Genomic DNA, 25,897 nt, shown 5'->3' with positions numbered 1-25,897 from the left:
TCAGGAGGCGGTCGCGGCCGCCGTGGCCTCCGCGAAATGAAGCGCAGCCGCGGTCGCGAGGCCTTCCAGCGCGACGTGGGCCGGGTCGTCGCTCATCTGCGAGGCCAGGCGGCGCGTGCGCTCCACCGCCACGCGGAGCGTCTCCGGGGTCGCGGTGTCGGCCGCGCGGTCCAGCGCGGCGGGAATGGCGATGCGGTGCGTGGCGACCAGCAGGAATGCCACCCGGTCGTCGTCGTCGAGGCCAAACGGCGCGACGAGGCGCATGTAGTCGTAGACCTGCCCCTTCCACGAGGCGCGCAGCGCCCGGCAGACGGGGCGGCCGAGGTCCGCCGCCTCGCGGTAGTGGCGCGTGACGACCTCCGCGAAGCCCTTGTCGTCATAGTCGAGGGTGGTCAGCCCCGTCATGTCGCGGGCGTCGGGGTTGGTGACCCGCGACCCGTAGTGGAGGAAGCGGAAGCGCGGCCCCGGCTCGACGGCCACCAGGTGGACCCGCCCCGGCTGCACCTGGATCCGCACGGGATCGATGTCGCGCAGGCTCGGAAGCCCTTCGTCGCGCAGGCGGTCCCAGTCGGCACGCATCACCTCCAGCTCCGGAGCGGGGAGGGGGCGTTCCTCGACGACGAAGCTGCAGGCAAGTTCGAACACGGGCGGCGACGGATCTGGGAAAAGAAGGGGGCGCGCGGGCACCACGCCGCCGGCCGCACGCCGACGCGCGCTCACTCAACGCCGCGCAACGCGCGGGGGTTCCCGCCGAAGAGAAATTCCTCGCAACACCGGAGCCGGCCATGACCGAGACCTTCACCGACGTCCTCGTCACCGACGCCGACGGCGTCCGTGAGATCGTGTTCAACCGGCCGGCCAAGAAGAACGCCTTCACCGCTGCCATGTACGCGGCGCTCGCCACCGCGCTTCGCGAGGCGTCCGCCTCGGAGGCGGTGGGCGCCGTCCTGCTGCACGGGGCGGGGGGCGTGTTCACCGCCGGCAATGACATCGGCGACTTCCTGGCCGCCCCGCCGATCGGCCCCGACGCCCCGGTGCTGCGCTTCCTGGCCGCCCTCGTCGACAGCGACAAGCCGCTCGTCGCGGCCGTCGAGGGGCCCGCAGTCGGCGTCGGCACGACGATGCTGCTGCACTGCGACCTCGTCTTCGCGGCGCCGGAGGCCCGGTTCCGGACCCCGTTCGTCGACCTCGGCCTCGTGCCGGAGGCCGCCTCCAGCGTGCTCCTGCCGGCGCTGGTGGGGCCGGTCCGGGCCAATCGCATGCTGCTCGCGGGGGAGGCCATCGACGCGGCGACTGCTCGCGACTGGGGGCTCGTCGGCACGGTCTGCGCCCCCGGCACCGTGGTGGACGACGCGCGGGCGGCGGCGCAGGCGCTCGCCCGCAAGCCGCGCGGGGCGGTGGCGGGCACGCGGGCGCTGATGCGGCCGGACCGGGCCCACCTCCACGCCGTCATGAAGCGTGAGTTCGCGCTGTTCGGGGAGCGGCTGAAGTCGGACGAGGCCAAGGCGGCCTTCGCCGCCTTCCTGAAGCGCTGAGGCCGCTGCTCAGTAGATCCACTGCTCGGGCAGGCGCAGGGAGATCGCGTCCCCCGCCCTGATCGTCCCGGGCCGCTCGATCCAGCCGACAAGGCCGCGCAGCCGCCGGGCCACCTTGACGAAGCCGAGCGGGATGTCGTCGCGGCCGGGATGGCGGGCGGCGATGGCCCGGCCGGGGCCGGGGCAGGGCACGTTCAGCTCCTCCACGGCGATCGTGGCGCGGTCAGGGAAGAACAGCCGGGTGCCGCGCGGCAGCTGCGTCAGGTCGGCGAGGCCTTCCACGACGAGGTTGGCGCCGAGCCACGAGGGGTCGACGGCCGGGATCGAGAGGCCCTCGGCGATGGCAGCCAGCTCCTCCACCGCGACGATCGACACCTGCCGGCTGTTTCGGATGAGGGTGCCGCGGGGGAACCACGGCACCCGCGCATCCGCCTTGCGGGCGTGCCCGCGGTGGCGCTCGCCGCGCAGGCCGGGCACGACGAAGCCCTCGAAATCGACCTCCACCGCGTCCACCGGGCGGGTCTCGAAGCCGTCGCCGTCGGCGATCATGAGGCCCACGAGCCGGGCCTCGAGGGTTCGTGCGGGAACGATGGTGCGGGTCATGGCCGTCAGCCCAGAACGGGCGGCCGGCGGTAGCCGCAGCCGAGCCCTTCCAGCAGTCCCGCCACCGCGATGGCGGTGCGGTCTGCGCCCTCGGCGGCGACGATCTGCACGCCCGTCGGCAGGCCCGCCTCTGTGAGCATCACGGGCGCGACCGCGGCCGGCAGGTGCGACACCGTGGCGAGGCCGCTCCAGTGGAGCATGTCGAAGTAGGGGCGCTCGACGCCGTCGACGACGAGTCGGCGGGCCCTGACATCCGGCGTCTCGGGGTGCGGGATGGCGACGACCGGGGCGGGCGGCATCAGTACCACGTCCCAGCGGGCGAAGAACGCCTCCCAGGCCCGCTTCAGGGCGGCGCGGCGGTCCTGCAGGCTGCGGTAGAGCGGGGCGTCCATCCGGGCCGCGCGGCACTGCAGGGCGCGGTGCGAGAGGTCGCCGGGCGGGTAGGTGTCGGCCTCCGCCGCCAGCTTCTCGCGCACCTTCTCGGGCAGGTCGGCGGCCACGATGGCGTGGTTCAGCAGCGCGTAGACTTCGAAGGACTCGGCGAAGGAGAAGCCGGGCCGGGCCTCGTCGTCCACCTCCGCGCCCGCCTCGGCGAGGAGGGCGGCGGCGCGCCGCACGCCGGCGACGACCGCATGGTCGGCCGGCGCGAACGGATCCTGCGCCCACAGGGCGACGCGCAGGCCCCGCGCGGCGGTCCGGCGCGGCGGGTCGAGCGTCGGGAGGATTCCGTCGAGCGCCTGCGGGCCTGCGATGACCGAGAGCATCAGGTCGAGGTCGCGAGCCGAGCGGGCGAGGGGGCCGGCGACGGCCAGGTCGGCCTCGCGCTTCAGGCCGGGCGGCGGCGGGCGGTGACCGAGCATGGACACGAGCCCCCACGTCGGCTTCAGCCCGAAGAGGCCGGTGCAGTGGGCCGGCCAGCGGATCGATCCGCCGAGGTCCGAGCCCAGTTCCAGCGTGGACATCCCGGTGGCGACCGCGGCGGCCGCTCCGCCGGACGAGCCGCCAGGGCTGCGCTCCGGGTCCCACGGGCTGTTCGTGCGGCCGTAGACCGGGTTCTGCGCCACCCAGTCGCCGGAATAAGGCGGCACGTTGGTCTTGCCGAGGATGACGGCGCCGGCTGCGCGCAGGCGGGCCACGGGCACCGCGTCCTCCTCCGGCACGCGCTGCGCCCAGGCCGGGGCGCCGGCGGTGCTGACGAGGCCCGCGACGTCGTAGGCGTCCTTGATGGTCATCGGCAGGCCGTCGAGCAGGCCGTCGACGCCGGCGGCGCGTCGCGCGTCGCTGGCGCGCGCGGCGGCCCGGGCCGCCTCGGCGTCCATGGCGACGACCGCGTTCAGCGCCGGGTTGACGGCGGCGATGCGCGCCAGCGTGGCGTCGAGGAGTTCCACCGCCGAGACCTCGCGACGCGCGAGGGCGGCGAGCATGGCGGTGGCGGGCTGGCAGAGCAGGTCCATCTCGGTCCTTCCGGGTGGGTTCTTCCGGGCGGTCCTGCGCCGGCACCCCGGGACGCTCGCACGCGGTTCACCGAAAAATCAACGGGGCGCGGCAGCGGCGCGTTCACCCTCGACTTCGGCATCGCCGGATCGCCTTGCTCCCGTCACGGACCGCCCGACATGATGAAGCGGGGGTGCAAACGGCCTAGGGCCGAGCCGGGAGCAACGGATGCCGTCGAGCTTCTTCACCGACATGCTGTCGACCCTGACCGACCGCAGCCGCGCGCTGCTCGGGCTGCCGCGAGGGCCGGTCGCGGGCGGGGACCTGCCCCGCTTCGCCGACCAGCTGCTGTCGCGCCGGGGCGAGGCCTCGGGCGTCGTGCTGGCGCGCACCATCCTCGACGGCTACCGCGCCGCCCCGCCGGCCGCGCGGCTCGCCTTCCTGAAGGCGCTGGCCGAGCGCTTCGGGCCCGACCCGGCGAGGCTCGAGGCCGCCATCGCCGCCTGGCGGGAGACGGGCGACGCCGACGCGGCGTCCGACCTCGCGCTCGCCGCCGAGGCGCGCCGGCAGGAGCTGTTCCGCCGCCTCAACCTCGCGCCCGGCGGCACGGCCGCCCTGGTGCGCATGCGCGCGGACCTGCTGACGCTGCTGCCGGACCATCCGGAGCTCGGCTGCGTCGACCGCGACTTCACCCACCTGTTCTCGTCGTGGTTCAACCGCGGCTTCCTGGTGCTGCGGCACATCGACTGGACGACGCCGGCGAACATCCTCGAGAAGATCATCCGCTACGAGGCGGTGCACGAGATCCGCGACTGGAACGACCTGCGCAACCGGCTGGAGCCGACCGACCGGCGCTGCTTCGCGTTCTTCCACCCGCAGCTCGTCGACGAACCGCTGATCTTCGTCGAGGTGGCGCTGACGACCGAGATCCCCGGCGCCATCGGGCCGCTGCTCGACCTGGAGCGCAAGCCGATTCCGGCGTCGGAGGCCACGACGGCGGTGTTCTACTCCATCTCGAACACGCAGCAGGGGCTAGCGGGCGTATCCTTCGGCAACTTCCTCATCAAGCAGGTGGTCGAGGACCTGAAGCGCGAGCTGCCGAACCTCAAGACCTTCGTCACGCTCTCGCCCGTGCCCGGCTTCGCCGGCTGGGTGAAGGCGCAGCGCGCGGCGCCGGAGACCTCGCTGCTCGACGATGCCGTGCTCGGCGGCCTCGCGGTGCTGGACGATCCCGGCTTCGTGGCCGATCCCGAGCGGGCGGAGGCGGCGCGGCGCGCCATGCTGCCGGCCGCCGCCGCCTACTTCCTGCGGGCGCGCACGCCGAAGGGGCGCCCGGTCGATCCCGTGGCGCGCTTCCACCTCGGCAACGGCGCGCGGCTGGAGCGGCTCAACCCGCTCGGCGACCTCTCGGCCAAGGGGCTGCGGCAGTCCTTCGGCCTCATGGTCAACTACTGCTACGACCTCGACGACATCGAGGAGAACCACGAGGCCTTCGCCGAGAAGGGGACAGTGGCGGCGTCGCGCGCCGTGCAGAAGGCGTTGAAGCCCGACCGGGCCGAGCCTGCGCCGCCCGCATTGCCGTCCCCCGCCTGAGGCCCCTCGACAGGCGCGCCGTTCCGCCCCACACCGGAGGCGGACGGGCGCGCCGACGCCCGCGTCAGGGAGGACGGGCATGACGAGCGGACTGCGCAAGGGGCTGACGAGCTACGGCGACGCCGGCTTCTCCCTGTTCCTGCGCAAGGTGTTCATCAAGGCGGCGGGCTATTCCGACGACGCGCTCGACCGGCCCATCGTCGGCATCGCCGACACGGCGAGCGACTTCAACCCCTGCCACGGCAACGCGCCGCAGTTGATCGAGGCGGTGAAGCGCGGCGTCATGCTGGCGGGCGCGCTGCCGATGACGTTCCCGACCATCTCGATCCACGAATCCTTCGCCCATCCGACCAGCATGGTGCTGCGCAACCTGATGGCGATGGACACGGAGGAGATGATCCGCGCCCAGCCGATGGACGCGGTCGTGCTCATCGGCGGCTGCGACAAGACCATGCCGGCGCAGATCATGGCCGCCGTCAGCGCCGACGTGCCGGCCGTCATCCTGCCCGTCGGGCCGATGGTCGTCGGCCACCACCGCGGCGAGGTGCTCGGCGCCTGCACCGACTGCCGGCGCCTGTGGGGCGAGCACCGCGGCGGGCGCATCGACGCGGCCGAGATGGAGGAGATCGCCGGGCGCCTGGCGCCCTCGGTCGGCACCTGCATGGTGATGGGCACGGCGAGCACCATCGGCGCCATGGCCGAGGCCCTGGGCATGGCGCTGCCGGGCGCCGCCTCGGCCCCGGCCGTCCACGCGGACCGGCTGCGCATCGCCGAGGCGACGGGCCGGGCGGCGGCGGAGATGGCGAAGCGGCACGGCCCACGTCCATCGGAGATCGTCACGGCAGAAGCGATCCGCAACGCCATGGCCGTGCTGCAGGCGACGGGCGGGTCCACCAACGGCCTCGTCCATCTCGCCGCCATCGCCGGGCGGGCCGGAATCGAGCTCGACTACGCGCTGTTCGACCAGCTCGGTCGCGACGTGCCGGTGCTGGTCGACCTGAAGCCGTCCGGCCAGCACTACATGGAGCACTTCCACCATGCCGGCGGCGTGCCGCGGCTGATGCGGGAGATCGCGGCGCACATGGACCTCTCCCGCCCGGTCGTCGGCGGCGGCACGCTGGCCGACGCGGCGCAGGCGGCACCCGACCACCCGACGACCGTGATTCGCCGCATGGACGACCCGGTGAGCGCCACCGGCAGCATGGCGGTGCTCACCGGCAACCTCGCGCCGCGCGGCGCGGTCATCAAGCAGTCGGCGGCGAGCCCGCGGCTGATGCAGCACACGGGCCGTGCCGTGGTGTTCGACGGCGTCGAGGACATGGCGGCGCGCATCGACGACCCCGCCCTCGACGTGTCGGCGGACGACGTGCTCGTGCTGCGCAACACCGGCCCCGTCGGCGCGCCGGGCATGCCGGAGGCCGGCTACCTGCCGATCCCGCGCAAGCTGGCGCAGGCCGGCGTGAAGGACATGGTGCGCCTCTCCGACGCGCGGATGTCGGGCACGGCGTTCGGCACCATCGTCCTGCACGTCACGCCCGAGGCCGCCGTCGGCGGCCCGCTGGCGCTGGTCCGGACCGGCGACCACATCGCCCTCGACGTCGCGGCGCGGCGCATCGACATGCTGGTCGACGATGCCGAGCTCGCCGCCCGCCGCGCCGCGTGGACCCCGCCGCCGCCCCGCCCGCAGGAGAAGCGCGGCTATGCGCGGCTCTACCGCGAGCAGGTGACGCAGGCCGACGAGGGCTGCGACTTCCGCGTGCTGAAGGCCGATCCCGACGCCTGAAGCCGGGAAGCCCTTCTCGCAGCCGCGTCAGGCGCCCGGATCGATCGGCGTCGTGCCGCGCAGGCCGAGCACGTCCTCGATGAAGCGTGCGCGCGCCAGCAGCGCCGCCTCGCCGCGCGGCCGCGCCACCACCTGCAGGCCGACCGGCCGTCCGTCCGCCGTGAAGCCGCAGGGCAGGGACAGCGCCGGGGCCGTCGTGAGGGTGATGGCGTACACGATGGCGAGCCAGTCGATGTAGGTCTCGAACACGTGCCCGTTGCAGGCGGCGAGGTAGCGCTCCTCCACCGGGAAGGCGGCGGTGATCGTCGCGGGGCAGAGCAGCAGGTCGTAGCCGTCGAAGAAGGCGTTCATGCGCTGCAGCATCTGCGCCCGGTGCAGTTCGGCACGGGCGATGTCGTGCATCGAGAGGGCGAGGCCCTTCTCGATGTTCCACACGATCTCGGGCTTCAGCGCGTCGCGGTGGCGCTCCATCAGCGGGCCGAGGCCCACCGCGAAGTTCATGGCGCGCAGCGTCTGGAAGGTCTCGTGCGCGCCGGAGAGGTCCGGGTGCGCCTCCTCGACGACGACGCCTTCGCCGGCGAGGCGCTCGGCCGCCGCGCGGCAGATGGCGGCAACCTCCGGGTCGACCGGCGTCAGGCCGAGGTCGGGGGAGAAGGCGATGCGGGCCGGCTTCGTCCCGCGCCGCGCCGCGTCGCGGAACGACGCCGCCGGACGGGCCTGCGAGATCGGGTCGCCGGGGTGCTCGCCGGTCATGGCGTCGAGCAGCAGCGCGAGGTCCTCCACCGTGCGGGCCATCGGGCCCTCGACGCCGAGCAGCCGGTCGATCTTGTTGCCCGGATTGGCGGCGACGCGGCCGGGGCCCGGTCGGAGGCCGACGACGCCGCAGAAGCTCGCCGGGTTGCGCAGCGAGCCGCCCATGTCGGAGCCGTGGGCGACCCAGGCCATGCCGGTGGCCAGCGCCACGGCGGCGCCGCCCGAGGAGCCGGCGGCGGAGAGCTTCGTGTTCCACGGGTTCAGCGTGGGGCCGAACACGTCGTTGAAGGTGTTGGCGCCGGCGCCGAACTCGGGCGTGTTCGACTTGGCGTAGATGACGCCGCCCTCGGCCTCGAGCGTCCGCACGAGGATGTTGGAGGCCGGCGGGACGAAGTCCTTGAAGATCGTCGAGCCCCACGTGGTGCGCACGCCCTCGACCTCGGTGAGGTCCTTGATCGGCACGGGCAACCCGGCGAGGCGGCCGCGCTCGGCGGCGGGACGCTTCATCAGCGCGTCGGCGTGCGCGCGGGCGCGGTCGAAGCACAGCGTCGGCAGGGCGTTCACGGCGCCGTCCACCTTCGCGATGCGCGCCTCCAGCGCGTCGAGGCAGTCATGGGGGGTGATCTCGCCCGCCTTGAGCCCGTCGACGACCGCGCAGGCGTCCATGCGGATCAGGCTCTCGTCGTGCGGCATGGCTGCTCCTCCCTGTCGTGATGCGCTCGGGCTTTGACGGCGCCTCCGCCGTCCCTACACTGCCGCCAGCGTTCACTCCAGAGCCCCCATCTCATCGAGGCCCGGCCATGCTCTCCAACCTCCAGACCCGCGACGTCGAGACGCTGGTCCACCCCTACACCAACCTCCACGCCATCCGCTCGACCGGACCCCTCGTGCTGGAGCGCGGCAAGGGCGTCTGGGTGTGGGACACGGAGGGCAAGACCTACATCGAGGGCATGGCGGGCCTCTGGTGCACGGCGCTCGGCTACGGCAACGAGGAGCTGGTCGAGACGGCGCGCGAACAGATGGCGAAGCTGCCGTTCACGCACCTCTTCGGCGGCAAGAGCCATGACCCGGCGATCGAGCTGGCCGAGAAGCTCAAGGAAATCGCCCCGATGCAGGTGTCGAAGGTGTTCTTCGGCTGCTCGGGCTCGGACGCCAACGACACGCAGATCAAGCTGCAGTGGTACTACAACAACGCGGTCGGCCGGCCGAAGAAGAAGAAGATCATCGCCCGGCTCAAGGGCTACCACGGCGTCACCATCGCCTCGGCGTCGCTGACGGGCCTGCCCAACAACCACATCGACTTCGACCTGCCGCTGCCCGGCATCCTGCACGTGTCGTGCCCGCACCACTACCGCTTCGGCCTGCCGGGCGAGACGGAGGAGGAGTACGCGACGCGCCTCGCCCAGGAACTCGACGAGCTGATCCAGAAGGAGGGGCCTGACACGGTGGCCGCCTTCATCGCCGAGCCGGTCGGCGGGGCGGGCGGCGTCACGGTGCCGCCGGCGACCTACTACGAGAAGATCCAGGCGGTGCTCGACCGCTACGACATCATGTTGATCGCCGACGAGGTGATCTGCGGCTTCGGCCGGCTCGGCACGCCCTTCGGCTCGTCGGCCATGGGCATGAAGCCGGACACCATGTCCGTCGCCAAGGCCATCACCTCGGCCTACTTCCCGGTCTCGGCGGTGATGATCCCCGAGCGGATGTACGAGGCGATGGTCGACGAGAGCAAGAAGATCGGCACCTTCGCCCACGGCTACACCTATTCCGGCCATCCGGTCGGCGCGGCCATGGGCGTCAAGACGCTGGAGATCTACAAGCGCGACCGCATCTTCGAGCGCGCCGCCGAGAAGATCCCGACCTTATGGAAGCGCCTCGACGCCCTGCGCGACCATCCCCTCGTCGGCGAGGTGCGCGGCAAGGGCCTCGTCGCCGGCCTCGAGCTCGTCGCCGACAAGGCGACGCGGCGGGCCTTCGACGCCAAGGCCGGCGTCGGCAACAAGGCGACGGCCATGGTGCAGGAGGAGGGCCTCATCGTCCGCAACCTCGCCGACACGGTGGCGGTGTGCCCGCCCCTCGTCATCACCGAGGCGGAGATCGAGGACCTGTTCGACCGCCTGCAGCGCGGCCTCGACCGTACCGAGGCGTTCGTGCGGCAGAACAACCTGCGCGGATGAACGGCTCCGCTCGCGGTGTGCGGCATCGCACACCGCGACAACGGCGCGCGCCGTTAACGCCTCGTTCAGCCTGAGTGACGCCCTATCTAAGGGAGGGTTGGTGCAGCGGTCGCGCGGCATCGGCCACGGTGTCAGGGGGTCGCCGCGTGCGACGCCGGGACAGCGAAGCACAGAAGGCGCGCCGGCGGGATCGTCCTGCCGGATCAACGAGAGGAACCCCGTGATGTCCGCCGATGGTCGAGCTCAACGCCCGCACCACAGCCCGCAGCTCCAGCAGTCCGCCTCGATTCCCGACGATGCCGGAACGGGCAACCCCTTCCGCACCATCGGCATCCCTGCCGTGGCCGCCGCAGCCGAGCAGCTGCGCCGCCGGGCCGCGCAGGAGAAGGCCGAGCGCCCCGCGCGCCAGATGCCGCCGGGCGTGAAGGACTTCGACGACGCCTGATCGTCGCGGCGCGCCCTCGGCCGCCGCACCCGAGCCTTTCGCAGCCTCCGCCCCCCGGGCGGGGGCTGTTTTCATGGGTCGCCGGCACGGGGATCGGCTGGTCCCTCGGGGCTCCCCCTCATCCCCCTCCGCTTCGCTCCGGGACCTTCTCCCCGCCTCGCGGGGAGAAGGGGCGCACGCGCCGGGCTTGCCCGGCTCGTGTCTCGGAGAATGCGGGAGTGGGCAACAGCCCGCGCCCGCAGCGCCGGATGAGGGGCGATACCCTCCAACGACAAAGGGCGGCCTCGCGGCCGCCCTCTCGACGTCTGAGGCTCGCCCTCGCGCGTCAGGCCTGCTGGATCGCGGAGAGCATCCACGCGCCGCCGGGCTCGCGGCGGAAGGTCCACACCTCGGTGGCCTCGTGCGGCGTCGTGGCGTCGCCTTCGACGACGCGGCCGGTGACGCGCTCCGTGAGCGCGTTCACGAGCGAGAAGCGCATCGCCACGGTGGCGTAGTCCGTGGTGCCCTCGCGCCAGGCCTCGGCCAGGTCGCCCTGCAGCAGGGTCACGTCCGACACCCGGTCGTGCAGGCCACGGCCGGCATTGCGGGCGAGTTCCTCGCCGAAATAGCCGACCATCTCGGGCGTCGCGAGGCCGCGCAGGGCGGCGAGGTCCTCGCGGTCCCATGCGGCGTTGACGGCCTTCAGCGACGCCTCGAACGCGTCGAAGTCGGCCGGGCCGATCCCCACGGTGTCGGGCTTGCCGCCACCGAGAGGAGCCGAGGCGGTGCGCGCCGCCGTCGTCCCGGCGGTCGCGCCCAGACCCGGAACGCCGCTGCCGAGGCCGCTGCGTGCCATGGGAGCGCCGGCGCCGGCCAGCGCCGGCTGCTGGCGGTTGCGCAGCAGGCGCATCACCAGCATCACAGCACCGACGATCAGGCCGGCCTGCAGCATCAGGCCGAGGATCGAGCCGAGGCCGCCAAGGCCGCCGAGGAAGCCGCCGCCGAAGAGCATGCCGAGGAGACCGGCGCCGAGCAGGCCGCCGAGGAAGCCCGTGCCGAAGCCCGGGCGCCAGCCGGTCGAGGGCTGCGCCATGCCGGGACGCTGCGCGGCCATCCCGGGCGTTGTGTCGGGGCGCGTCACCGAGCGCTCGATGGGCGTGGCCGGACGAGGGGCCGTCGCGGTGGGGGGCGGCGCGCTCCAGGTGCGGGCGCCGCGGCTGCCCATGCTGCCGCCGCCGCCGGGCCGGGCTTCCGCCACGGCGAGGCCGAGAAGCGCGAAGGCCGCGATGGCGGCGAAGAGCGTGCGTCCGGCGCGGGACAGGGACAAGGTGGTCATCGGTCATCCGTTTCGAGGGGGCCCCATGCCCCCATGCTGCCGAAGATATGGGGAGCCCCGCGCGCTGCGGAAGGGGGAGGGGCTTTCGGCCTCAGGCGAGCCGCATCAGGACGAGCGACACGACGACGACGGCAAAGAGGATGGCCAGGACGATCCCGGCTCCGGGCAGGGCGCTGGTATCGCGGCGCGGTTCGTCGGGGATGCGGGTGGGCATGGCGGGCTCCGGGCGAGCGGGAAGGGCCGGTCCCGGAGAAACGTGCGGCCGGGAGCTGCCGTTCCCGTCAGGCCTTGCCGCCGCGCACCAGCCGCAGGCCGCGGGCGGAGGCGGGGAGGTCGGGCGGCTGCGGCGTCGCGAGGTCGGGGTAGTAGGCCTCGCAGCGCCGGCCGGGGTGGCGCTCCCGCGAGCGGGGGCAGGCGGCGGCGATGGCCTCCAGCACGTCCCGCAGGTCCGCCTCCGCCCCGAATCGCTCCGCCAGCACGGCGAGCCGGTACCGCCCGATGCGCGGGCAGTCGCGGCAGGCGATGCGCACGACGACGAACGGATAGTCGCGCAGGCGGTCACGGGAGCGGTGGGTCATTCGGAACAAAAAGAGAACAACCTGTGCGTGAGGTCAAGGGCGGGGACTCGCCTTCCATCGACCTGCGGCGCGGGCTGTTGCCCTCTCCGCCCCTCATCCGCCTCCGCTGGCGCGGAGGCACCTTCTCCCCGCTGGCGGGGCGAAGGGCGCGCGGCGTCACTCGCCATCTGACTGAAGCAAGCCACGACGGCGGGGGCTCCCTTCGCCCCGCTTGCGGGGAGAAGGTGGCGCGACGCGCCGGATGAGGGGACTTCCGCGTGCGAAGCGCCGGATGAGGGGACTTCCACGTGCGAAGCGCCGGATGGCCCGGCGAGCAGGGCTCCCGCGGCCCGCCCCTCAGGCCCGGCCGCCGTCCACCGACAGCACCTGCCCGGTCACCCAGTCGCTCTCCGGCGCGGCGAAGAAGCGCACGGCGTTGGCGATGTCCTGCGGGCGGCCGAGGCGGCGGGTGAAGATGCCCTCGACCATGCGCTTCTGCCCGTCCGCGCCGTAGCTCTCCCACTGGCGCTGGGTGGTGGGGTTCGACAGCACGAAGCCCGGCGCCACGGAGTTCACGGTGATCCCGTGCGGCCCGAGTTCGTGGGCGAGCTGCTTGGTCAGGCCGACCAGCGCGTGCTTGGCGGCGGCATAGGCCTGGATGCCGGTGAGGCTCGGGCGCAGCCCGGCGCCGGAGGAGATGGTGACGATGCGGCCCCAGCCCTGGCGCTTCATCACCGGCGCGGCGTGCTTGGCGAGCAGGAACGCGCCCGTCGCGTTGACCGCCATGATGGCGTGCCAGTCCTCCTCGGGCACGGTCTCGACAGGGCGGCCGACCTGGCCCCGCACACCGCCGGCGGCGTGCACCAGCACGTCGAGCCGCCCGTCCGTGGCGACGACCCGCTCGACCAGCGCGGCCACGGCCGCCTCGTCGGCGAGGTCGAGCGCCGCCGTGCGGACGCGCTCGCCGGACAGGGCGGCGAGGCCGGCGGCGTCGATGTCCACGGCCCAGACCCGGTGCCCGGCGAAGGACGCGACGATGGCCGCGCCGATGCCCTGGGCGGCGCCGGTGACGAGGACGACGGGATCGTCGGGGGCTTGCGCGGTCATGGCGGCTTCCGTCCGGGTCAGGCGAGCATGGCGTCGAGGGTCGACCAGTCGAGCGGCCGGCGGCCGTCCTCGATGTCGTGGATCAGCGAGACGAGGCGCTCCAGCCCCGGCGTGGGAACGCCGACCTCGCGGCCGATGGTGGCGATGATGCCGATCTGGGCGTCCACCTCCGTCTTGCGCTTGCGCACCGCGAGGTCGCGCCAGATGCCGGAGTGGCTCTTCGCCGAGCCGCGATTGAAGGTCACCATGGCGTCGATGGAGGCCTGCAGGGCGGCCGGGTCGCCGCCCGGCGCGAAGGCCTTCGGGTCGAAGCCGTTGAAGCCCATCGGCGTCACGCCCTTCGCCGCCGCCACCGCCATCACCTCGTTGCCGAGCCGGCGGTAGACGGGGAGGTGGCGGGGGGAGGCCAGCGCGTCGGCGATCGACTCGTTGGTCAGCGCCGTTCCGAAGAGCAGCGCGCCGTAACCGAGCTTGCCCCACAGGTAGGCCCAGATGTCGGTGGTCAGCACCGCGTCGGGCTCGAACTCCTGCAGCAGCGCGTGCATGGCGCGAACGCGGTCGGTGAGGCTGCCGTCGGTCTCGCCGACGACGACCGCCGCCCGGTTGCCGCGCAGGATGCGGCCGGGGGCGAGGTAGTCGGCGCCGAAGTTGACGAAGCAGCCCATCACGCGCCGCTCGCCTGCGACGCGGGCGATGACGATCTCGTTGAGGCCGTTCTGGGCCGAGAGGATATAGCCGTCCTCTGCGAGGTGCGGGAGCAGCTGGCGCGTCGCCTCCTCGGTGTGGTGGGCCTTCACGGCCAGCACGACATGACGGAAGGTGCCCTTCACGTCCTGCGGCAGGGCGGCCTTCACCGCCTGCGTGAACGCCTCCACCGGGCCCTCGATCGCGAGGCCCGTGGCGTTCATCGCCGCGACGTGGTCCGCGTCGCGGTCGACGAGCAGCACGTCGTGGCCGTTGCGGGCCCAGTAGGCGCCGAGCGTGCCGCCGATGGCACCTGCACCCCAGATCAGGATCGGTTCGCTCACGTGCGCGCCGGCCATGGGCCCTCCAGCTGTTCGCGGGTTTCCTCGACGCCGGTGCGCCAGAGGTCGAGCATCGTCTCATCGGGCTTCTGGTAGGCGCCGCCGAAGGCGCCGTCGCCGAGGATCCGGCGCACGCCGTGGGGCGGGGAGGCCCGCATGAGGTCGCGGTCGAAGGGCGCCTTCTCCCCGGCCGGCATGGTCACGCCGGCGAGCCGCGTCCAGGGGAAGTTCTCCATCCAGTTGGCGTGCGAGCCCGACGGATCGATCCGCTGGACCTTCGCCCACGTGCGGGGCGCGTTCCACCAGCTGTGGAACTTGATGCAGAGGGTGGGGTGCTCGATCATCATGTCGCCGGCCAGCGCCGCCACCGGCTGGTTCCCGCCGTGGCCGTTGACGATGAGGATCCGCCGGAAGCCGGAGCGGTGCAGCGACTCGATGACGTCGCGCACCACGGCCAGCAGCGTCTCGACGCGCAGCGTGATGCTGCCGGGGTAGGAGGCGAAGTAGGGGGCGATGCCGTAGGGAATCACCGGGTAGACCGGAACGCCGTGCGGCGCGGCGGCCTCGGTCGCGACCCGCTCGGCAAGGATCAGGTCGACGGCCAGCGAGAGGTAGGCGTGCTGCTCCGTCGAGCCGATCGGCAGGACGCAGCGGTCGTCGTCGCGCAGGTAGGCCTCCACCTGCATCCAGTTCATGTCGCGCACATGCATGGCGGTCTCCGTGCCGTTGCGTCGGTGCCGGGGGATCGGCGGATCAGGCGTCGAGCGTCTCGTCGCCGAAGATGGCGACGGCCGCGCGGCCGCCCCGGGCGATGCCGCGGTACATGCCGGGCGTGTTGTGCGGCAGCAGCGCCGTGCCGTCGGCGCCCAGCACGATGAAGCCGCCGGTGCCGCCCAGCGCCTCGAGCTCGCGCAGCGCGCGCTGCGAGGCGTCGGCGAGCGACATCCCTGCGAGTTCGACGAGGCAGGCGATGCGGTGGCCGAGCGCGCCCTTGATGAAGCTCTCGCCGTGCCCGGTGCCGGAGAAGGCGATGGTGGCGTCGTGGGCGTAGGTACCGGCGCCGATGATCGGCGTGTCGCCGACGCGGCCGGGCATCTTGTCGGCGTAGCCGCCGGTCGAGGTGGCCGCGGCAAGGTGGCCCTGCGCATCCCGGGCGACGGCGCCGACGGTGCCGTGCTTGTCCTTCTCGCTGGCCGCGGCCGCCGTGCGCTTGGCCGCCTGCACGCGCTCCAGCGCGGCGAGGCGCTCGGGCGTGAAGAAGTACCAGGGCGCCACGAGCGGCAGGCCGTTCTCGCGGGCGAACTGCTCGGCGCCGGCCGCCGTCAGCATCACGTGCGGGGTCCGCTCCATCACAGCGCGGGCGGCGGAGACCGGGTTGCGGATGCGGGACGTGCCGCTGATGGCGCCGGCGGCCCGGGTGCGCCCGTCCATGATCGAGGCGTCGTGCTCGATGGTGCCCTCGCTCGTCAGCGCCGCGCCGTGGCCGGCGTTGAAGCAGGGGCTGTCCTCCATCACCCGCACGGCCGCCTCGACCGCGTCGAGCGCGGGCCCGCCCTTCGACAGCACGGCCCAGCCGGCCTCGAGCGAGGCCCGGAGGTCGGCGCGGATTCGCGCCTCGCGCTCGGGCGTCGCCTCGGCGCGGGAGATGGCGCCCGCGCCGCCATGGATGAGGAGGACGGGGCCGGTGTCAGGCTGCGGTGCTGTCATGATGGGAGGCGGCCTTGCTGTCGGGGACGACGTCAGGATGGGGGGGCTTGGGAAGGGGCGGCAGGCCGGGGACGTCCTCGGCCGGCCAGGAGAAGGTGTTGAGCACGATCTTGGCGAGAAGCACCGAGAGCGTCTCCCGCTCGCGGGCGGAGAGCGGCTTCAGCATCTCCTCCTGCACGTGGACGAAGCGGGGCAGCGTGGCCTCGAAGAGGGCGCGGCCGGAGTCGGTGAGGCTCAGCAGCCAGCTGCGCCGGTCCGTCGGGTGGCGGGTGCGCAGGATGAGCCCGCGCTTCTCTAGGGACTGGATCGCCCGGCTCAGCGTATTCTTGGGGAAGCCGTAGGAGATGCCGATGTCGCGCGCGGTGACGCCGTCGCGCAGGCCGAGCGAGTAGAGCACCGCCACCTGCGGCCGGACGAGGCCGTACTGGCGCTCGATCGCGCCGTAGAGCGGGATGTTGTAGCGCAGCGACAGGTAGTTGAAGCGGAAGGCGAACCAGCACGGGTTCTCCCACAGCCGGGCGATGGTCACGGCGTCGACGCCGAGCCCGTCGACCGCCTCCGGGCGACCCGGGACGGGTGGCAGTCCACCCGTGCTCTTCGATGCCTGCGACACCGACACGTCTCGTGTCCCCCGACCGCGAAAATAGTGCCATATGGAACTTGACGGGTCACGCGCCGGTGGTCAAGCTGCCCGTCAGGGTCGTCGAGGGATCGGGGACCGGACGCCTGTGTGCGGGTGTCCGAAACTCCGGCTGACGGCCATGCAACCGGGAGACTTTCAGCGATGCAACATGTGTTGAAGCGGTCGCTTGCGGCCGCCGTCCTGTCGACCACGATCCTTGCGGGCATCGGTTTCGCGTCGGCGCAGACGCTGACGGTGGGAACCCGCGCCGGCCCCGAATCCATCGATCCCCACTTCACCGCGTCGGGCACCCACGCCGAGGCGCTGAAGCACGTCTTCGACACGCTGGTGTGGTCGGGCGACAAGCTGCAGCTCGAGCCGCGGCTCGCCGAGAGCTGGAAGCCGCTCGACGCCAACACCTGGGAATTCAAGCTGCGCAAGGGCGTGAAGTTCCACGACGGGTCTGACTTCACGGCCGAGGACGTGAAGTTCTCGATCGAGCGCATCCCGATCGTCTCCGGCCCCAACCCGACCATGATCTACGTGCGCCGGGTGAAGGAGACGAAGATCATCGACCCCCACACGATCCACATCGTGACGGACGGGCCGGCGCCGACCCTGCCGAACGACTTCATCCGCCTGTTCATCGTGTCGTCCAAGGCGGCCGCGGGCCTGACCAAGGACAACGCCAACGAGGCGTTCAACACCGGCAAGGCCGCGGTGGGCACCGGCCCCTACAAGTTCGTCTCGTGGACGCCGAAGGAGCAGCTCGTCCTCGACCGCTTCGACGGCTACTGGGGCGGCGCCCAGCCGTGGGCGAAGGTGATCCGCAAGGAGATCCCGAACGACGCGGCCCGCGTCGCGCAGCTGCGTGCCGGGCAGGTCGACATGATCGTGCGCGTCCCGGCCGCCGACGTGCCGACGCTGGAGCGCGACGCGGCGCTGAGCATCGTCAAGGGCGACACGGTCTACGTGTTCTACGCCGAGTTCGACATGCGCGAGAAGCCGCCGCAGATCACGGCCAAGGACGGCTCGCCGCTGCCGGCGAACCCGTTCCGCGACCAGCGCGTGCGTGACGCCGTCGACCTTGCCATCGACCGCCCGGCGCTCGCCGAAGTGGCGATGGAAGGCCTCGGCAAGCCCGCCAGCCAGCTCGTGACGCCGGGCATCTTCGGCTACAACGACAAGCTGCAGGTCACGAAGCCCGACATCAACAAGGCGAAGGAGCTGCTCGCCGCCGCCGGCTACAAGGACGGCTTCAAGGTGACGTTCAGCTTCACCAACGACCGCCTGCCCGGCGACCGCGCCGTCGGCACCGCCGTGGCGCAGATGCTGGCGCGCATCGGCATCGACGTGGTGGCGAACGGGCAGCCGGGCGCCGTGCTGTTCCCGGCCCGCACGCGCGGCGACCTGTCGTTCGTCATGTCCGGCTGGGGCACGCTGACGGGCGAGGCGAACTACACGCTCTCCTCGCTGATGCACTCCAACGCCCCGAACCTGCGCCTCGGCGCGTTCAACTGGCGCGGCTACAACAACCCGGAGATGGACAAGATGCTCCAGGCGGCGGCCGTGGAGATGGACGAGGCCAAGCGCCGCTCCCTGCTGGAGGAGGCGAACGCCCTCTCCATCAAGGACAAGCCGCTCGTCCCGCTCGCCGCGGTGTCGTCGGCCTGGGCGCTGCGCAAGGACAAGGTGAAGATTGTCCGCACCCGCTCCGACGAGGACAGCCTCGCCATGGACGTGGTGCCGGCGAAGTAAGCCAGGCCCGACGGGTCGCCGCGGCAGCGCGGCGACCCTCGCCGGGCGCCTGCCCGGGGTCCATGCCGCCGGATCCCCTTTCTGGCCTGCCGCGCAGGCCGCCGGGAACGACGGGGGCAGCCTGGTTGCGCGTCTGGCCTGTCGAGCCGAGCTGTTGCGGCATGGCCGGCCTGTCGGCGGAGCCGGTCCCGCGACCCTTCATCCCCGCGTGCGGGGAGAAGATGCCCCGAAGGGGCGGATGAGGGGCCTTGCCGCGTCAGTTGACGCCGAGCGGCCCGCTCCCCTCATCCCCCTTCCGCAGCGGGCGCGGGCGGCCGCCCGCTCCCGCATCCTTCGGAGCACGAGCCGGGCAGGCCCGGCGCGTGCGCTCCGGGACCTTCTCCCCGCAAGCGGGGCGAAGGGAGCGCCTCATTGACGACGACAACGACCACGCACCACCACGAAGACCGGAGTCCATGCTCGGATTCATCATCCAGCGCATCCTGCAGGCCGTGCTCGTCATGCTCGTCATGTCGGCGCTGGTGTTCGTGGGCGTGTACGCGATCGGCAACCCGATCGACGTGATCATCTCGCCGGACGCCACGCAGGACGTGCGGGCGCAGGCGATCGCGCGCTACGGCTTGGACAAGCCGCTCTACGAGCAGTACTTCATCTTCCTGCGCAACCTGCTCTCCGGCGACATGGGCCGCTCCTTCGTGTTCGGCATGCCGGTGGTGCAGCTGATCATGAGTCGTCTGCCGGCGACGCTTGAGCTCACGCTCATCGCCGTGCTCGGGGCGACGCTGGTGGGCGTGCCGCTCGGCATCTACGCCGGCTACCGGCCGAACAGCGTCGCGTCGCGCCTCATCATGACGACCTCGATCCTCGGCTTCTCGGTGCCCACCTTCTGGGTCGGGCTGCTGCTCATCCTCACCTTCGCGGTGTGGCTCGGCCTGCTGCCGGCGGGCGGACGAGGGGCGACGGTGACGGTCCTCGGCGTGGAGTGGAGCTTCCTCACGCTCAACGGCTGGAGCCACCTCGCCCTGCCGGCCTTCAACCTCGCGCTGTTCAAGTTCGCCATGATGGTGCGCCTCGCCCGCGCCGGGACGCGCGAGCTGATGCTCACCGACACGGTGAAGTTCGCGCGCGCCGCCGGCCTCTCCGACGCCGCGATCCTGCGCCATCACGTGCTCAAGCTCATCGCCATCCCGATCGTCACCGTGTTCGGGCTGGAGTTCGGCTCGACGCTGGCCTTCGCCGTGGTCACCGAGACGATCTTCTCGTGGCCGGGGGTGGGCAAGCTCATCATCGACAGCATCAACTCGCTCGACCGGCCGGTTATGGTCGCCTACCTCGTGCTGGTGGCCGCGCTGTTCGTGACGATCAACGTCACCGTCGACCTCGTCTACGCGCTGCTCGACCCGCGGCTGCGGCCGGGAGAGCGCTCATGAAGCCCGCCTCGCCGCTGGCCGCCGCCTGGGCGGAGTTCTGCGAGAACCGCGTCGCGCTCGCGGCGCTGGTCGTCGTCGTCACGGTGGTGGCGGCGGCGGTGCTGGCGCCCTGGATCACGCCGCAGAACCCCTACGACATCGGCAACCTGAGCCTCATGGACGCGCGCCGCCCGCCCGGCTTCGTCGGTTCGGGCGGCTACGTGCACTGGCTCGGCACCGACGCCAACGGCCGCGACCTCTTCTCGGCAATCCTCTACGGCCTGCGCATCTCCATCCAGATGGGCCTCATGGCCGGGCTCGTGGCGCTCGTCATCGGCGGCACGCTCGGCCTCGTCGCCGCCTATGCGGGCGGCCGGGTCGAGACGGCGATCATGCGCATCGTCGACCTGCAGCTCTCCTTCCCGGCGATCCTGCTGGCGCTCGTGCTCGTGGCGCTGCTCGGGCAGGGCAAGACGCAGCTCGTCGCCGCCCTCGTCGCCGCGCAGTACGCCTACTTCGCCCGCACGGCCTACGGGGCGGCCTCGGCGGAGCGGCGCAAGGACTACGTGGAGGCGGCGCTCGCCATCCCGCTGGGAGCACGGCGCATCGTCTTCCGCCACATCCTGCCGAACGTCATGCCGCCGCTGATCGTGGTGGCGACGGTCCAGATCGCCAGCGCCATCGCGCTGGAGGCGACGTTGTCTTTCCTCGGGCTCGGCCTGCCGGTCACGGAGCCCTCGCTCGGCATGCTCATCTCCAACGGCTTCCAGTACATGATGTCCGGGCGCTACTGGATCTCGATCTATCCCGGCGTCGCGCTGATCATCCTGATCGTCGCCATCAACCTCGTCGGCGACCAGATCCGCGACCAGTTCAATCCGAGGTTGAAGCGATGAGCGCGCTGCTCGACGTCGAGAACCTCGCCACGCACTTCTTCACCCGCGCGGGGGTGGTGAAGGCGGTGGACGGCGTGTCCTTCTCGGTCCGCCCGGGGCAGGTGGTGGGGCTCGTCGGCGAATCCGGCTCGGGCAAGTCCGTCACCGGCTACTCGCTGCTTGGCCTCGTCGACCCGCCGGGGCGGGTGGTCGCGGGCTCCATCCGCTTCGAGGGGCAGGATCTCGTCACGCTGCCGCCGGACGCGCTGCGCGCCATCCGTGGCCGCCGCATCTCGATGGTGTTCCAGGACGCGACGGCGACGCTGAACCCGGTGCTCAGCGTCGGCCAGCAGATGCTGCTCGCCGTCAAGGCGCACGAATCCGTCTCCGACAAGGCGGGGCTGGCGCTCGCGCTGCAGAGCCTGTCGCGCGTCGGCATCCCCGACCCCGGGGCGCGCCTCAACGCCTATCCGCACCAGCTGTCGGGCGGCATGCGCCAGCGCGTCGCCATCGCCATCGCGCTGCTTCACCGGCCCGCGCTCGTGATCGCCGACGAGCCGACGACGGCGCTCGACGTGTCGGTGCAGGCGCAGATCATCCACGAGATGCGCGAGCTCGTGCGCACCTCCGGCACGGCGGTCATCTGGATCACGCACGACCTCGCCACGGTCTCCAGCCTCGCCGACGACATCCTTGTGATGTACGCGGGCCGGGTGGTGGAGAGCGGGCCGACGCGCACCATCCTGCGGTCGCCGCGCCATCCCTACACGCTGGGGCTGCTCGACAGCGTGCCGAGCCGCAACCCGCCGGGCGTCGACCTGCCGCAGATTCCCGGATCGACGCCGTCGCTCCTGTCGCTGCCGCCGGGCTGCCCGTTCGCCCCGCGCTGCGGCTTCGCCACCGACGCCTGCCGCGCGATGCCCTCCGTCTCAACGGGGGAGGGGCGGAGCTGGCGCTGCCACCATCCGCAGGGGATGGCCGCATGAGCGCCCCGATCCTCACCCTGGACGCCGTCTCCAAGCGCTTCGACCCGCGGCTGACGCTGGGCGACCGGATCGCGGCGGCCATCGGCGGCGACGTCGAGACGCGCAGCGTGCAGGCGGTGCGCGAGGTCAGCCTGTCGGTCGCGAAGGGCGAGACCCTGGGGCTCGTCGGCGAATCGGGCTGCGGCAAGTCCACCCTCGGGCGGATCGCGGCCGGCATCCTTCCGCCCAGCGCCGGTACGGTGCGGCTCGACGGCGAGCCGGTGATGGATGCCGCCGGGCGCAAGCGCACCACGCGCATCCAGACCGTGTTCCAGGACCCGTTCGCCTCGCTCAATCCGCGCATCAAGATCGGCGAGACGCTGGCCGAGGGTCCGGTGGCGCACGGGCTCGTCACGGCCGACAAGGCGCGCGCCTACGTGGCCGAGTGGCTGGACCTCGTCGGGCTCGACCCGGCCTACGTCAGCCGCTATCCGCACCAGTTCTCCGGCGGGCAGCGCCAGCGCGTCGCCATCGCCCGCGCGCTCGCCATGAAGCCGGACGTGCTCGTCTGCGACGAGCCGGTTGCGTCGCTGGATGTCTCCATCCAGGCGCAGATCGTCAACCTGCTGCTCAAGCTGAAGCGCGAGCTCGGGCTTACCTACCTCTTCATCAGCCACGACCTCGGCGTGGTGCGCCACATCAGCGAGCGCGTCGCGATCATGTATCTCGGCCGCATCGTCGAGATCGGCCCGACGCTGCCGCTCTACGCGGCGCCGGCCCATCCCTACACGCAGGCGCTGCTGGCGAGCGTGCCGCGGCTGGTGACGAGCGACGACGACCTCGCCGAGTTCCGGCCCATCGCCGGGGAGATCCCGTCGCCGCTGGCGCCGCCGCCGGGCTGCCCGTTCCACACGCGCTGCCCGCAGGCCGGCCCGCGCTGCTCCGCCGAGACGCCCGTGCTGGCGGCTGCGGGGGCAGGCCGCGCGGCTGCGTGCCACCTGCTCACCGGCGGCGTCGGGCGTGCCGCCTGACGCCGGCCGCACCGTCGAGAGGAGCCACCCATGAGCGAACCGACCACCCCCGCGCAGGAGCCCTGGCAGTGGGAGGAGGAGACGTGGCGCCGTGCCATCGGCCGCGCCCGGGCCGGCCGCTCGCTCGCGCCGAAGCAGTGGAAGGACGGCGCGCGCTGCGCCGTCGCGCTGTCGTTCGACGCCGACCACGAGACGCTCGAGCTGCGCTTCGGCGGCAAGTCCTCGGGCAAGCTCAGCCAGGGCCAGTACGGCGGCCGGGTCGGTTCGCCGCGCATCCTGCGGCTGCTGGAGCGCGAGGGCGTGCCGGCGACGTTCTTCATGCCCGCCGTCTCGGCGATGATCCACCCGGAGGAGCCGCGCACGGTCGTCGCCGCCGGCCACGAGCTCGGCATCCACAGCTGGATCCACGAGTTCAACTCGACGCTGCCCTACGAGGCGGAGCGCGACCTCGCCTTCCGCGCGCGCGACGTGCTGGCAAAGATCTCGGGCCGCGAGCCTGTGGGCATGCGCACCGCGTCGTGGGACTTCAGCCCCTCGACGCTGAAGATCATCCGCGAGATGGGCCTGCTCTACGACAGTTCGCTGATGGCCGACAGCGAGCCTTACGAGCTTCTCGAGGACGGCGAGCCGACCGGCATCGTCGAGGTGCCGCCGGAGTGGATCCGCGACGACGCGGTCTACTTCAACATGGACCGCATGAGCGCGCTCCGGCCCTACACGTCGCCGGAGGCGGTGTTCGACATCTTCCGCCGCGAGCTGGAGGGCGCGCACGAGGAGGGCGGGCTGTTCGTGCTGACGATGCACCCGCACATCATCGGCCAACGCTCGCGCATCTGGATCGTCGAGGAGATCATCCGCCACGCCCGGGCGCTCGGGAAGGTGTGGTTCGCGACCCACGAGCAGGTGGCCCGCTACTGCCAGGAACAGGCGGCGAAGGGGTAGGGGAGCAGTCGCGCCGGAGGGACGGCCCGACGGCCCTCGTCCCTCCCGCCGGCCGGCCGCTTTCCGACGCGCGCAATGGCGTGCGCCGTTCCCCTGGCCCTCGTGGGCAGGGGTAGGGTGGGGTCTTGCGATGCAGGGCCTTGCTGATCGGCGGCGACTGCCGACGCCCCGGGACGGTGCGACCCCCACCCTCGGTCCCTCCCCACAAGGGGGAGGGAAGGGAGCCAGACGCCCGGCGTGGGTGTGGCGGGCGAATCGCAGTCGTCTGTCGTCAACACTGCAGGGGCCGACCTGATCGTCTGCGGGCTCGCCGACCCCTCCCCCTTGTGGGGAGGGGCAGGGGTGGGGGCTTGCGATGCAGGGCCTTGCTGATCGGCGACCAGTGCCGGCGCCCCGGGACGGCGCGCCCCCACCCTCGGTCCCTCCCCACAAGGGGGAGGGAAGAGAGCAAGGCTCCGGGTGTGGGTGAGGGCGGACTCGGGACGGCCGGGCGGGGGCCCGGTCGCGGAAGGGCGCGGCCCCCGGACGGGGCTTGGATGCATCGTCCTGACGGACATGATCGCATTGTCGCGTCCCCCTCCTTTCGTCGAAGCCGGATGCGGGCGAAAGTGGCGCAACCGCCGCGCCCGTGCCTCAAGAAAACCATGGAGCGGCGGGACATCTCGGGCGGCGCTTCCGGCGTCGTGTCACCAGGGTCCGCTTGCCGATGTTCCTCCTCCGGCGTGCCGTCGCGATCGTCCTCGCGCTGCTTGTTCTCGCTCCCGCCCTTCGCTCCGAAGCACAGACCCCGCAGGGTCCGCTCGAGACGCGCCTCGCCTTCGTCGTCGGCAACGACGGCTACGAGGGTGCCGACCTGCCGACCGCGGCGAACGACGCCGCGCTGATCGCCGACACGCTGAAGGAGGCGGGGTTCGAGGTCACCGGCGCGCGCAACCTCAGCCTCGACATGCTGCGCAGCTCGTTCCGCGAGTTCCTCGACAAGGTCGCGGCGGCGGGGCCCGAGACGGTGGCCATGGTCTACCTGTCCGGCCACGGGCTGCAGCTCGACGGCGAGAACTACCTCGTGCCGCCCGGCGTGCGCCTGCAGCGGCCGGCCGACCTCGCCTTCAATGCGGTGCGGCTCAGCGACTTCAGCCGGGCTCTCGCCGGCCTGCCGGCCAAGGCCCGCATCGCGGTGTTCGACGTCGGCCATCCGGCGCCCTTCGCCGCCAACTGGCCGGAGACCCTGCCGGGCCTGGCGCTGATGGAGCCCGATGCCGGTTCGCTCATCGCCTTCAACACCGCGCCCGGCGCCGTCGCGCCGCCGGCGCAGCCGCCCTACGGCCCTTACGCGCAGGCCCTCTCGGAGATGGCGCGCGAGCCGGGCCTGCCGATGGCCGAGGTGTTCAACCGCGCCCGCGTGCGCACGGCGGAACTCACCCGCGGTGCGCAGGTGCCGTGGCACCAGTCGCGGCTGGAGACGGATCCGGTGCTCTTCGAGCCGACGCCCGGCGCACCCGCGCCGGTGCTGAGCCTCGACGAGGCGCAGGCGCGCCGCGCCCGGCCGCTGCGCGAGCTCGCCGAGGCGGAGGCCTACGCCGCCACCCTCGACCGCGACACCATCCCGGCCTACCAGGAGTTCCTCGTCGCCTATCCTTCGGGACGCTATGCCCGCAACGTGCGCGAGCTGCTGGCGACGCGACGCGAGGCCGTGACGTGGCGCCAGACCGTGCGTCGCGGCACGCCCGACGCCTACTGGTCCTACCTGCAGCGCTACCCGCGCGGCCCGCACGCGGCGACGGCCCGGGCGCGGCTGGCGCGGCTGTCGGCCCCGCCGGCCCCGCCGCCGGGCTTCGCCATGATCCCCTATGACGTGCTGCCGCCGCCGGAGGAGGAACTCGTCTTCTTCGCCGATCCGGGCCCGCGCTACTTCGAGATCGTCGACGAGCCGATCGAGGTGGTCTACGTGGCACCGCCGCCGCGCTGGTGGCGGCCACCGCCGCCGCCCGTGTACCGCGACGAGGACTTCTACTTCCTGCGCGAACCCGCTCCGGTGATCGACCGGCCGCGCTGGGTCGCCCCGCCGATCTACGTCGCGGCTCCGCCGCCGCCGCTCGCCCCGCAGGGCGGGCCGGCCGTGGGCGTCGTGAACCCCTACATCGCCATCCCCGCCGCGCTCGCCGCGGGCATCGTGGCCGGCCGGGTCCTGCAGCCGCGGCCGCGCCGCGACGCGCCGCCCGTGGCGCCGCCGCCCGGCCCCCCGCCGACCCCGGGTCAGGCCG

24 protein-coding genes are annotated in these 25,897 nt (G+C 72.6%); 12 read left to right on the top strand and 12 right to left on the bottom strand.

Features of this window, described 5'->3' with window-relative positions; all coding sequences use genetic code 11:
• The gene (locus tag ACX9GQ_RS17355; protein ID WP_459630831.1) at nucleotides 1-645 is read right to left on the bottom strand and encodes a PAS domain-containing protein; all 645 of its coding nucleotides are present in this window, start codon (nucleotides 643-645) and stop codon (nucleotides 1-3) included.
• 140 nt (nucleotides 646-785) lie between these two features.
• On the opposite strand from ACX9GQ_RS17355, the gene ACX9GQ_RS17350 reads away from it, so the two are divergent.
• Entirely contained in the window at nucleotides 786-1,535 is a 750-nt protein-coding gene (locus ACX9GQ_RS17350; RefSeq protein ID WP_459630830.1) for an enoyl-CoA hydratase-related protein, read from the top strand.
• A 9-nt stretch (nucleotides 1,536-1,544) separates the two neighbouring features.
• Here the strand turns inward: ACX9GQ_RS17350 and ACX9GQ_RS17345 are convergent, their stop codons facing one another.
• Both ACX9GQ_RS17345 and ACX9GQ_RS17340 read right to left on the bottom strand, forming a co-directional pair.
• Nucleotides 1,545-2,138, bottom strand: a complete 594-nt coding sequence (locus tag ACX9GQ_RS17345) for an MOSC domain-containing protein (RefSeq protein WP_459630829.1) — start codon at nucleotides 2,136-2,138, stop codon at nucleotides 1,545-1,547.
• 5 nt (nucleotides 2,139-2,143) lie between these two features.
• Complete coding sequence (locus ACX9GQ_RS17340) at nucleotides 2,144-3,592, bottom strand: amidase (RefSeq protein ID WP_459630828.1); 1,449 nt, start codon at nucleotides 3,590-3,592, stop codon at nucleotides 2,144-2,146.
• Between the two features lie 208 nt (nucleotides 3,593-3,800).
• Here ACX9GQ_RS17340 and ACX9GQ_RS17335 point away from each other — a divergent pair, with 208 nt between their 5' ends.
• Together ACX9GQ_RS17335 and ACX9GQ_RS17330 are read left to right on the top strand one after the other, a co-directional pair.
• Nucleotides 3,801-5,165: a malonyl-CoA decarboxylase gene (locus ACX9GQ_RS17335; RefSeq protein ID WP_459630827.1), complete on the top strand. Its 1,365-nt coding sequence runs from the start codon at nucleotides 3,801-3,803 to the stop codon at nucleotides 5,163-5,165.
• A gap of 79 nt (nucleotides 5,166-5,244) precedes the next feature.
• The gene (locus ACX9GQ_RS17330) at nucleotides 5,245-6,948 is read left to right on the top strand and encodes an IlvD/Edd family dehydratase (protein ID WP_459630826.1); all 1,704 of its coding nucleotides are present in this window, start codon (nucleotides 5,245-5,247) and stop codon (nucleotides 6,946-6,948) included.
• A 27-nt stretch (nucleotides 6,949-6,975) separates the two neighbouring features.
• Here the strand turns inward: ACX9GQ_RS17330 and ACX9GQ_RS17325 are convergent, their stop codons facing one another.
• A complete protein-coding gene (locus tag ACX9GQ_RS17325; RefSeq protein WP_459630825.1) occupies nucleotides 6,976-8,394 on the bottom strand; it encodes an amidase in 1,419 nt (472 codons plus the stop codon).
• A 107-nt stretch (nucleotides 8,395-8,501) separates the two neighbouring features.
• On the opposite strand from ACX9GQ_RS17325, the gene ACX9GQ_RS17320 reads away from it, so the two are divergent.
• The gene (locus tag ACX9GQ_RS17320; protein ID WP_459630824.1) at nucleotides 8,502-9,878 is read left to right on the top strand and encodes an aminotransferase; all 1,377 of its coding nucleotides are present in this window, start codon (nucleotides 8,502-8,504) and stop codon (nucleotides 9,876-9,878) included.
• Nucleotides 9,879-10,101: 223 nt separating this feature from the next.
• Nucleotides 10,102-10,323 carry a hypothetical protein gene (locus tag ACX9GQ_RS17315; RefSeq protein WP_459630823.1) on the top strand — a complete coding sequence of 74 codons (222 nt, stop codon included), beginning with the start codon at nucleotides 10,102-10,104 and terminating at the stop codon, nucleotides 10,321-10,323.
• A 325-nt stretch (nucleotides 10,324-10,648) separates the two neighbouring features.
• Here ACX9GQ_RS17315 and ACX9GQ_RS17310 read toward each other — a convergent pair whose 3' ends face one another.
• The 8 genes from ACX9GQ_RS17310 to ACX9GQ_RS17275 all read right to left on the bottom strand — a co-directional run bounded on the left by ACX9GQ_RS17310 (nucleotide 10,649) and on the right by ACX9GQ_RS17275 (nucleotide 16,647).
• The gene (locus ACX9GQ_RS17310; protein ID WP_459630822.1) at nucleotides 10,649-11,638 is read right to left on the bottom strand and encodes a Tim44 domain-containing protein; all 990 of its coding nucleotides are present in this window, start codon (nucleotides 11,636-11,638) and stop codon (nucleotides 10,649-10,651) included.
• Between the two features lie 91 nt (nucleotides 11,639-11,729).
• A complete protein-coding gene (locus tag ACX9GQ_RS17305; protein WP_459630821.1) occupies nucleotides 11,730-11,852 on the bottom strand; it encodes a hypothetical protein in 123 nt (40 codons plus the stop codon).
• A gap of 67 nt (nucleotides 11,853-11,919) precedes the next feature.
• Nucleotides 11,920-12,216 carry a hypothetical protein gene (locus ACX9GQ_RS17300; protein WP_459630820.1) on the bottom strand — a complete coding sequence of 99 codons (297 nt, stop codon included), beginning with the start codon at nucleotides 12,214-12,216 and terminating at the stop codon, nucleotides 11,920-11,922.
• A gap of 336 nt (nucleotides 12,217-12,552) precedes the next feature.
• Nucleotides 12,553-13,302 (bottom strand): SDR family NAD(P)-dependent oxidoreductase, encoded by a 750-nt coding sequence (locus tag ACX9GQ_RS17295; protein ID WP_459630819.1) that lies wholly within the window; start codon nucleotides 13,300-13,302, stop codon nucleotides 12,553-12,555.
• 17 nt (nucleotides 13,303-13,319) lie between these two features.
• Nucleotides 13,320-14,345, bottom strand: a complete 1,026-nt coding sequence (locus tag ACX9GQ_RS17290) for a ketopantoate reductase family protein (protein ID WP_459630818.1) — start codon at nucleotides 14,343-14,345, stop codon at nucleotides 13,320-13,322.
• Nucleotides 14,327-15,037 carry a creatininase family protein gene (locus tag ACX9GQ_RS17285; RefSeq protein WP_459630817.1) on the bottom strand — a complete coding sequence of 237 codons (711 nt, stop codon included), beginning with the start codon at nucleotides 15,035-15,037 and terminating at the stop codon, nucleotides 14,327-14,329. The genes ACX9GQ_RS17290 and ACX9GQ_RS17285 overlap by 19 nt, the downstream gene beginning before the upstream one ends.
• 43 nt (nucleotides 15,038-15,080) lie before the next feature.
• On the bottom strand, nucleotides 15,081-16,034 hold the full coding sequence (locus ACX9GQ_RS17280; protein ID WP_459630816.1) for an isoaspartyl peptidase/L-asparaginase family protein: 954 nt from the start codon (nucleotides 16,032-16,034) through the stop codon (nucleotides 15,081-15,083).
• On the bottom strand, nucleotides 16,015-16,647 hold the full coding sequence (locus ACX9GQ_RS17275; RefSeq protein ID WP_459630815.1) for a MarR family winged helix-turn-helix transcriptional regulator: 633 nt from the start codon (nucleotides 16,645-16,647) through the stop codon (nucleotides 16,015-16,017). Before ACX9GQ_RS17275 ends, ACX9GQ_RS17280 begins: the two co-directional genes overlap by 20 nt.
• A gap of 171 nt (nucleotides 16,648-16,818) precedes the next feature.
• Between ACX9GQ_RS17275 and ACX9GQ_RS17270 the strand changes: the two genes are divergently transcribed.
• The 7 genes from ACX9GQ_RS17270 to ACX9GQ_RS17240 all read left to right on the top strand — a co-directional run.
• Nucleotides 16,819-18,414: an ABC transporter substrate-binding protein gene (locus ACX9GQ_RS17270; RefSeq protein WP_459630814.1), complete on the top strand. Its 1,596-nt coding sequence runs from the start codon at nucleotides 16,819-16,821 to the stop codon at nucleotides 18,412-18,414.
• 455 nt (nucleotides 18,415-18,869) lie between these two features.
• Nucleotides 18,870-19,844, top strand: coding sequence for an ABC transporter permease (locus ACX9GQ_RS17265; protein ID WP_459630813.1), 975 nt, complete (start codon nucleotides 18,870-18,872; stop codon nucleotides 19,842-19,844).
• Complete coding sequence (locus tag ACX9GQ_RS17260) at nucleotides 19,841-20,719, top strand: ABC transporter permease (RefSeq protein ID WP_459630812.1); 879 nt, start codon at nucleotides 19,841-19,843, stop codon at nucleotides 20,717-20,719. Before ACX9GQ_RS17265 ends, ACX9GQ_RS17260 begins: the two co-directional genes overlap by 4 nt.
• On the top strand, nucleotides 20,716-21,684 hold the full coding sequence (locus tag ACX9GQ_RS17255; protein ID WP_459630811.1) for an ABC transporter ATP-binding protein: 969 nt from the start codon (nucleotides 20,716-20,718) through the stop codon (nucleotides 21,682-21,684). The genes ACX9GQ_RS17260 and ACX9GQ_RS17255 overlap by 4 nt, the downstream gene beginning before the upstream one ends.
• Complete coding sequence (locus tag ACX9GQ_RS17250; protein ID WP_459630810.1) at nucleotides 21,681-22,694, top strand: ABC transporter ATP-binding protein; 1,014 nt, start codon at nucleotides 21,681-21,683, stop codon at nucleotides 22,692-22,694. The genes ACX9GQ_RS17255 and ACX9GQ_RS17250 overlap by 4 nt, the downstream gene beginning before the upstream one ends.
• 30 nt (nucleotides 22,695-22,724) lie before the next feature.
• Nucleotides 22,725-23,636, top strand: a complete 912-nt coding sequence (locus ACX9GQ_RS17245; protein ID WP_459630809.1) for a polysaccharide deacetylase family protein — start codon at nucleotides 22,725-22,727, stop codon at nucleotides 23,634-23,636.
• A gap of 706 nt (nucleotides 23,637-24,342) precedes the next feature.
• The coding region (locus tag ACX9GQ_RS17240; protein ID WP_459630808.1) for a caspase family protein at nucleotides 24,343-25,897 on the top strand (1,555 nt) is incomplete at its 3' end.

It is taken from the genome of Alsobacter sp. R-9, assembly GCF_054612375.1.
Note: the sequence above shows the minus strand (reverse complement) of the source record. Positions and strands in the feature narration are given on the sequence as shown.

Bases quoted from the DNA above. Each gene is read 5' to 3' on its own strand.
- ACX9GQ_RS17350 (WP_459630830.1), top strand. From the start codon at position 786: ATGACCGAGACCTTCACCGACGTCCTCGTCACCGACGCCGACGGCGTC.
- ACX9GQ_RS17345 (WP_459630829.1), bottom strand. From the start codon at position 2,138: ATGACCCGCACCATCGTTCCCGCACGAACCCTCGAGGCCCGGCTCGTG.
- ACX9GQ_RS17340 (WP_459630828.1), bottom strand. From the start codon at position 3,592: ATGGACCTGCTCTGCCAGCCCGCCACCGCCATGCTCGCCGCCCTCGCG.
- ACX9GQ_RS17335 (WP_459630827.1), top strand. From the start codon at position 3,801: ATGCCGTCGAGCTTCTTCACCGACATGCTGTCGACCCTGACCGACCGC.
- ACX9GQ_RS17330 (WP_459630826.1), top strand. From the start codon at position 5,245: ATGACGAGCGGACTGCGCAAGGGGCTGACGAGCTACGGCGACGCCGGC.
- ACX9GQ_RS17325 (WP_459630825.1), bottom strand. From the start codon at position 8,394: ATGCCGCACGACGAGAGCCTGATCCGCATGGACGCCTGCGCGGTCGTC.
- ACX9GQ_RS17320 (WP_459630824.1), top strand. From the start codon at position 8,502: ATGCTCTCCAACCTCCAGACCCGCGACGTCGAGACGCTGGTCCACCCC.
- ACX9GQ_RS17315 (WP_459630823.1), top strand. From the start codon at position 10,102: ATGTCCGCCGATGGTCGAGCTCAACGCCCGCACCACAGCCCGCAGCTC.
- ACX9GQ_RS17310 (WP_459630822.1), bottom strand. From the start codon at position 11,638: ATGACCACCTTGTCCCTGTCCCGCGCCGGACGCACGCTCTTCGCCGCC.
- ACX9GQ_RS17305 (WP_459630821.1), bottom strand. From the start codon at position 11,852: ATGCCCACCCGCATCCCCGACGAACCGCGCCGCGATACCAGCGCCCTG.
- ACX9GQ_RS17300 (WP_459630820.1), bottom strand. From the start codon at position 12,216: ATGACCCACCGCTCCCGTGACCGCCTGCGCGACTATCCGTTCGTCGTC.
- ACX9GQ_RS17295 (WP_459630819.1), bottom strand. From the start codon at position 13,302: ATGACCGCGCAAGCCCCCGACGATCCCGTCGTCCTCGTCACCGGCGCC.
- ACX9GQ_RS17290 (WP_459630818.1), bottom strand. From the start codon at position 14,345: ATGGCCGGCGCGCACGTGAGCGAACCGATCCTGATCTGGGGTGCAGGT.
- ACX9GQ_RS17285 (WP_459630817.1), bottom strand. From the start codon at position 15,037: ATGCATGTGCGCGACATGAACTGGATGCAGGTGGAGGCCTACCTGCGC.
- ACX9GQ_RS17280 (WP_459630816.1), bottom strand. From the start codon at position 16,034: ATGACAGCACCGCAGCCTGACACCGGCCCCGTCCTCCTCATCCATGGC.
- ACX9GQ_RS17270 (WP_459630814.1), top strand. From the start codon at position 16,819: ATGCAACATGTGTTGAAGCGGTCGCTTGCGGCCGCCGTCCTGTCGACC.
- ACX9GQ_RS17265 (WP_459630813.1), top strand. From the start codon at position 18,870: ATGCTCGGATTCATCATCCAGCGCATCCTGCAGGCCGTGCTCGTCATG.
- ACX9GQ_RS17260 (WP_459630812.1), top strand. From the start codon at position 19,841: ATGAAGCCCGCCTCGCCGCTGGCCGCCGCCTGGGCGGAGTTCTGCGAG.
- ACX9GQ_RS17255 (WP_459630811.1), top strand. From the start codon at position 20,716: ATGAGCGCGCTGCTCGACGTCGAGAACCTCGCCACGCACTTCTTCACC.
- ACX9GQ_RS17250 (WP_459630810.1), top strand. From the start codon at position 21,681: ATGAGCGCCCCGATCCTCACCCTGGACGCCGTCTCCAAGCGCTTCGAC.
- ACX9GQ_RS17245 (WP_459630809.1), top strand. From the start codon at position 22,725: ATGAGCGAACCGACCACCCCCGCGCAGGAGCCCTGGCAGTGGGAGGAG.